This window comes from Helicobacter sp. 11S03491-1, assembly GCF_002272835.1.
In the GTDB taxonomy this organism is placed as follows: Bacteria; Campylobacterota; Campylobacteria; order Campylobacterales; family Helicobacteraceae; genus Helicobacter_J.
The window spans coordinates 1-5,220 of the sequence record NZ_MLAO01000018.1 but is presented as its reverse complement, the minus strand read 5'-3'; the positions used below and the strand labels follow the sequence as shown (position 1 = coordinate 5,220).

Annotated in this window: 5 protein-coding genes; 3 read left to right on the top strand and 2 right to left on the bottom strand. The window is 37.0% G+C overall.

The features are described from left to right. Positions 1-892 (top strand): hypothetical protein (locus tag BKH45_RS08935; RefSeq protein ID WP_180675730.1); only part of this gene is annotated, 892 nt, incomplete at its 5' end. Here the strand turns inward: BKH45_RS08935 and BKH45_RS08570 are convergent. Next, complete coding sequence (locus BKH45_RS08570) at positions 840-1,409, bottom strand: ribonuclease HII (RefSeq protein ID WP_095275065.1); 570 nt, start codon at positions 1,407-1,409, stop codon at positions 840-842. The genes BKH45_RS08935 and BKH45_RS08570 overlap by 53 nt on opposite strands. A gap of 78 nt (positions 1,410-1,487) precedes the next feature. Then, complete coding sequence (gene fumC / locus BKH45_RS08565) at positions 1,488-2,879, bottom strand: class II fumarate hydratase (RefSeq protein WP_095275064.1); 1,392 nt, start codon at positions 2,877-2,879, stop codon at positions 1,488-1,490. A 209-nt stretch (positions 2,880-3,088) separates the two neighbouring features. Here fumC and BKH45_RS08560 point away from each other — a divergent pair, with 209 nt between their 5' ends. Beyond that, entirely contained in the window at positions 3,089-3,352 is a 264-nt protein-coding gene (locus BKH45_RS08560; protein WP_095275063.1) for a hypothetical protein, read from the top strand. Positions 3,353-4,498: 1,146 nt separating this feature from the next. Then, on the top strand, positions 4,499-5,220 hold a 722-nt coding region (locus tag BKH45_RS08555), incomplete at its 3' end, for a hypothetical protein (protein WP_143428402.1).

The following is a 5,220-nucleotide window of genomic DNA, read 5'->3' as shown; positions in this document are numbered from 1 at the left end:
GACTTATAATTTCTCCGGGAATAGTGCTACAACAGGTTATGCTTATAAAGGGAATGTTACTTACCCTCAAAATCACCTCAATATCAATCTCTCCGATGGGGCGATTATGCAAGGGAGTATCACGCAACATTGGGCTAGCTATGATATCCAATACCCTGTGTCTAACTTCACTCTTGATAGCGGGGCGGATATCCAAAGCACGACTACCAATAAATCCGGGAGTATCACTTTTACTCTTAAAAACGGCGCTAAGATCTCAGGGGATATCACTAACACCAAGGAGCCTAACGGGCAGACCGGGGATACTGCTATCCTCATCAATGCTTCTGATAAGGCAATACTCTCAGGGAATATCACCAACTCCGGAGGGACCAACACTACTCTCAATGCTTCCGGTGGAACAATTATTTCAGGGAATATTATTAATACCGCTTATACTTATGGGAGTGGTGGTCAAGTTGCAGGGGCCAGCACTATCTCCCTGGATAATGCAACACTCTCGGGGAATATGACTAACTCTGCAGGGAGTAATACTATTACCTTTTCTAATAACTCTAACATCTCAGGGAATATCACCAACTCCGGAGGGACTAACACTATTAATGCTTTTGGCGGATCAATCATTTCAGGGAACATCACCAGCTCCGGAGGGAGTAATACTATCTCTTTGGATAACTCCAATATGAGTGGGACATTGAACATTTCCAACAATATCTCTTTGAAATTCTCCAACAATGCAAAAATGAGTAATAAGATTACTATCGCCGGAGGTACACTCAATCTTGATCTCAAAGATAGCAGCACACAAGATGTTGCTTTATCTTGGGGGACTGTCAATATCAACGAATCACGAAACTTTTACGATGCCAATATGTCTGCCCATATGTCCTGATAGCCTCCAAATGCTCTGATGTCCCATATCCGGCATTATTCTTGAATCCATATTGTGGGAATTGCTCATCAAGCTCAATCATCTGTGCATCTTTTGAGGTTTTTGCCAGAATCGAGGCTCCGGAGATTTGAGGGATTTTGTCATCTCCTTTGATAATGGCTTCAAGGCTATACCCCACCCCGCCTTGAAGCCCAAAAAGCGTATTCCCATCTACACAAAACCTCTTAGCAAAACCCAAGAGATGAGAAATAATCTCTTCTATAGATTCTCTCAAGCACAAGCTCAATCCCTTTGTATCAATCTCCCAAGCGCTTTTTTGTACAATACAAGTATATAGCCCCTTGTTTTCTTGCATTTTTGAAGCAAGTTCAAAACGTTTGGGTTTTGAAAGTTTTTTGCTATCTTTGACCCCGATTTCTTTAAGCCAATGGGCATTTTTTTGATCACAAGCAACCCCGGCGACAAACATACTCCCACAAAGACTCCCTCTCCCTGCTTCATCGATCCCGCAAACCATCTGCATTCCCCTATATGATAAATTTTCATAATTTTTACAGACCATCCCCGCTTCTAAAAAGTACGTAAAACTATGGGATTATTCTTTTGGCTTGATCATATTTTCAGGGATAACAAATCTATCAAAATCTTGTGCGCTCAAAAGTTTCAATTCTACGCAAGAGTCTTTAAGGCTAATACCTTTTTTATGGGCATTTTTGGCAACTTTTGCCGCATTTTCATAGCCAATATGAGGGTTGAGAGCAGTTACTAACATCAAAGAATGGTGCAAATTATAATCGATTTTATCAAGATTTGGAGTGATCCCCCTCACGCAATGAGTATCAAAAGAATCCATCACATCACTTAACAATCTGAGACTTTGTAAAAAATTATAGATAATCACAGGCTTAAACACATTGAGTTCAAAATTCCCTTGACTCGCGCCAATCCCTATAGCCGTATCATTTCCCATTACCTGAACAGCCACCATTGTTACAGCTTCTGCTTGAGTAGGATTGACCTTGCCGGGCATGATCGAACTTCCGGGCTCATTTTCAGGGATATTCAATTCACCCAAGCCACATCTGGGACCTGATGCAAGCCAACGAATATCATTAGCTATTTTCATCAAATTCCCCGCTAACCCCTTCAAAGCCCCATGTGCAAACACCAAAGCATCATGACTTGTAAGGGCATGGAATTTATTGGGCGCAGAGACAAACTTCAGCCCGCACAAACGTGTAAGCTCCTCACTCACTTTTTCACCCAATTTTGGATGTGCATTGATGCCTGTCCCCACAGCTGTCCCACCAATTGCAAGCTCTCTGAGTTGTTCCAAAGATGCCTGTATTTGAGATTTTGAATGCTCCAGCATGCTTGCATACCCACTAAATTCTTGCCCCAAAGTCAAAGGGGTAGCATCTTGGAGATGGGTTCTCCCTATTTTAATAATATCTTTAAAATCCTCACTTTTTTGCCTCAAGCTTTGGAATAGCTTTTCCAAAGAAGGCAGCAATTTATGGCTTAGCTCAAGCACAGCTACGATATGCATAGCTGTTGGAAATGTATCATTAGAGCTTTGAGACATATTGACATCATCATTGGGATGGACTAATTTTTCTTTTCTAAAATCCCCGCCCAAAATTTCTGTCGCACGATTGGCAATCACTTCATTGAGATTCATATTTGTCTGGGTCCCACTCCCTGTTTGCCAAATCGCCAAAGGAAACATATCCTCAAATTTACCCTCCAAAATCTCATCACAAGCCTGAATGATAGCTTTGCTCTTTTTCTCATCAAGTTTGCCAAGAGAGTGATTGACCACTGCCAAAGAACGTTTAAGCTTCCCAAAAGCCTCAATCAATTCTTTGGGCATTTTCTCAATCCCAATTTTAAAATTTTCGAAACTTCTTTGAGTTTGAGCGCCCCAGTATTTTGAATCTTCAACTTTTACTTCACCCATAGTATCATGTTCAATCCTAAAAGCCATTTTTCACTCCTTATATTAACTTGAAAGATAACAACTTCACTCAAGATAGTTCTATCATTTTGTATCTTTTTGCAGTCATTTTACCACAATCTATCATAAACAATTCATAAACAATGATAATAATAAACAATATAATAATCAAAATTTTCTCCTCAAACTCCGGGACTTCTCAAAATCACCTCAATATCAATCTCTCCGATGGGGCAATTATGCAAGGGAGTGTTACGCAAGTATGGAGCGGTTATTCTCAAGTCCAATCTCCTGTGATCAATATCAGTGCTAAAAGCGGGGCAGATATTCAAAGTGCGATTACAATACAAGAACCGGTATTTCCCTATAATCAATACCAACAATATTTTAATATGACTTTGGATAATGCTAAATTCACAGGGACACTCAATACACCCACCGGAGTTACCATGAACCTCGCTTTTAAATCTTTGTGTCAGAATTCAATACAGATTATTTTATAAGTATCTTTATGGCAAGATGAATTCTTGAGTTGAAATGAGACGAGATTGAAATTAAAATAGAATATGATACAGATTGTTTCAAAAGGTTACAAAATCAAAAACACTCAAGACCAAAGGCTAAAGGGACATTTTAAAAACCAAAAGCCATGCAAAAAAGGGAGAAAATCACCCCTTTTTATCTTCAAAATAATTTTCACACTCAATATTCCAAACTTAAATGTATAATCTGTATGTAAGGTTTTATGATGCTTATAGGCATTACAAAATCTTTATTTTGTGGTTTTATTCAGTTTATACGGTTTGTTTGGTTAGTTACAATAACCGACATTCAAATTATCTTTATTTATCCTTAGGTTTTCTTTTAGAATGAGTTTGAAAATAATAGAATATTTTTTACTGCTTTTATACTAAAAATTTTAAATTTTGATGTATAAGGTGAGAGGATTTTATGATGCTTTTGATACTTTGGTCATAAAATCCTCATCTATTAAGTATTTTTATCTGTGTTTGCCGCTCATGACATAAGTTAAGTATGACCGGCCATACAATCATTACAAACTATCTCTTCTTTGTATGATTGGTGATCAATAGCTACTCCTCCCCAAAAGTTACCAATCTCCATAATCTATAAAATTATGAAAGTTATCCGAATAACCAACAAACTCTCCATACAACCCTAACAACCCTTCATGATATTTTTCTAAAATATTTCAAAAATTTTGTTTTTTCACTACAATCGCTCCCTCACTTACAAAATCCGGAATTAAAATAGAGTCATAGAGCATCCGGATTTTTGATTTTTCAAATAATTTTCAAATTTTGGATAAACCTGAAGGTTTATCCAAAATTTGCGCCATTTAACAATGGCGATTATAAAATTTAGCAAAAATGATAAAAATCTACCCAATTTAAAAACCTTCAAAATAAATATATCTTTATCAAAATATAAAAATATACTTTATATAAAATAACTTTATTTTTATAAAATTGCTTCAAAAACACAAAATATATCAATAATTCCTCTTGATCAAAAAACCCCCTAAGAAAGAATTCGGAATTTTAAGTTTATAATTTATAAAAATTTCGCTAAATTCTGCTATAATTAGCACACCTTTCTAGAAATTTTAATATTATAAGGACTTATTAATGAACAACACTCAGAACAAAAAACCAATAAAAAAAGGGGTAAATACACTCTCTTCCCCTTCAAAAATCCTCAGTTCAAAGACCACCTCTATAACTGCTAACAACTCCAATAAAGAACTTAATCAAAAAGCAATCAAAAATACTAAAACCCCTATAAAAAAAGTTTCTACCAAAAAAACCTCTGCTAAAACTTCCACTCATATCAAAAAATTCGCTCCTTTAGTTTCTGTAGTACTCTCTACTCTCTTGCTCTCTTTTAACGCAAAGCCATTAGAAGCTGCTGATACATGCAGAGTCGGCGGGAGTATATCTTGTGCTGCTTTAGACCAACCGGATACTTTTCATGGATACACTCTAAACAAAACTACCGCAGGACAATATGGCTTAATTTATACCAAGCAAACCTCAGGATTCCCGGGAGCTTCCGCCCCTATTGTCCTGGATGCAAACAAAGCATACCTCACTATCAGTGGTGATCCCATCTATGGGCAAAACATCTCCAAGCTGGATCCTAATGTTCTTAGCACCGTTTCTACCTTCAACCTTAAAAATTCTTTGATACAAGGAAATCTAACCTTTGACAATGACAATCAACCTGCCCCATCAACCCTAAAAAAACTATTTACCCTAAACCTTGATGGAAATTACACCTCAGATGACAGTACTAAAAATAACTTTGCCTTTATTGGGAATATCTCAAACATAGGGGTTTGGAGTTCCTA